The sequence below is a fragment of the Lactobacillus nasalidis genome, assembly GCF_016587775.1.
Taxonomy (GTDB): Bacteria; Bacillota; Bacilli; order Lactobacillales; family Lactobacillaceae; genus Lactobacillus; species Lactobacillus nasalidis.
In genome coordinates, this window is sequence record NZ_BOCG01000511.1 from 1 (window position 1) to 1322 (window position 1322).

A 1322-nucleotide genomic window follows, 5' to 3' on the forward strand; every position below is an offset into this window, starting at 1 on the left:
TTGTCCAGCTGCCGGCTGCCGTGCGTGTAAGCGGCCAAAGGAGATCCCTGCAGGCAGTCGCCGGCATCCGTCACGATGACCTTGTCTGCCCCCCACTTGGCTTTCTCGGCCTTGATGGCACTGGCCACCCGGCTCAAGCCGTACGGGGCGTCATAGTCGCCCGTAGTCTGGTAGTCGGTCGGCAGCAGGTAGCCGTGCGTGTCGCTTGAGTGTAAAAAGACTAGTTTCATTCTTCCAAATTCCTCAATCCTGATTTTTTTGCATAAAAAAAGACACCGGAAAAACAGGTGTCTTTAAAATTAGTCGTTATCGCTAGCGCTGTTTTCGCTGACTACTTGACGACCCTTGTAGTAACCCTTTGGGGAAACACGGTGGCTCAAACGGTATTCACCAGTGGTTGCATCGTAGTGCATAGCTGGCACGCTGAGCTTCAAGTGAGCGCGACGTGAACGTTTCTTTTGCTTAGAAGTATGTCTTGCAGGAACTGCCATTTATAACTGATCTCCTTTATTGTAGTATCACAGTACCAGGTCGATGACCTAAATACTCAAGTAATTAAATAATACTATTGCCTGGCAAATAAATCAAGAAAAACCTTACTTAATTATTTGCGGGAGGCAAATTCGAGTGACAATTTGTCCCCGATAGTTGGGAACAAATTGTAAAGTTTCGCCAAAGCGGCCAGGCTGAGCGGCAGGTTGAGCTCGCGCTTGCTTGAGCCGAAGTAGTGCACTACTTCCCAGGCAACGTCGTCTGGATCAAGCATGAAGGCCTGCACGTTCTTGACGTACTGGCCGCTGGCGTCGGCGATGTTGAAGAAGTTGGTGTAAACCGGACCTGGGTTGACGGTCATCACCTTGACCCCGAACGGCTTCAGTTCCAAACGCAGCACGTTTGAGAACTGGATGACCGCTGCCTTGGCGGCACTGTAGGCAGCCGATTTGGTCGTCGGCACCTTGCCGGCCATGGAACCAAAGTTGACGATCTGGCCGCTGCCCTGGTCCATCATGACCCGGCCAAACAGTCTGGTCATGTACATCAGGCCCAGCACGTCCACCTGGAACATCTCCATGGCGTCCTGCATGTCAGCCTGCATGAACTCTTCAAACTTGCCAAAACCGGCGGCATTGACCAGGTAATCGATGTGCTTGACCTGCTTTTTTATCTGGTCAAAAGCTGCTTCGATCTCACTGGCCGAGCTCAAGTCAGCCTTTACGGCAAAGGCGGCTGAGCCGGAGAGCTCTCTGGCTTCGGCGGCAATCTCTTCCAGCTTGTCCAGCCGGCGGGCCAGCAAAACGACCGTGGCCCCGCGGCTGGCGCTT

2 protein-coding genes and 1 pseudogene are annotated in these 1322 nt (G+C 53.0%); all 3 read right to left on the minus strand.

Annotation, left to right across the window (positions count from 1 at the left end; all coding sequences use genetic code 11):
• Positions 1-230, minus strand: a pseudogene (locus tag lacNas_RS10015) (bifunctional metallophosphatase/5'-nucleotidase); the annotation flags it as partial.
• A 69-nt stretch (positions 231-299) separates the two neighbouring features.
• Positions 300-491, minus strand: coding sequence for a 50S ribosomal protein L32 (rpmF, locus tag lacNas_RS10020; protein WP_003614010.1), 192 nt, complete (start codon positions 489-491; stop codon positions 300-302).
• A 113-nt stretch (positions 492-604) separates the two neighbouring features.
• On the minus strand, positions 605-1322 hold a 718-nt coding region (locus lacNas_RS10025), incomplete at its 5' end, for an SDR family NAD(P)-dependent oxidoreductase (RefSeq protein WP_201346822.1).

What these genes read in the sequence shown, in the direction of transcription:
- rpmF (WP_003614010.1), bottom strand. Translation starts at nt 491, where the DNA reads ATGGCAGTTCCTGCAAGACATACTTCTAAGCAAAAGAAACGTTCACGT.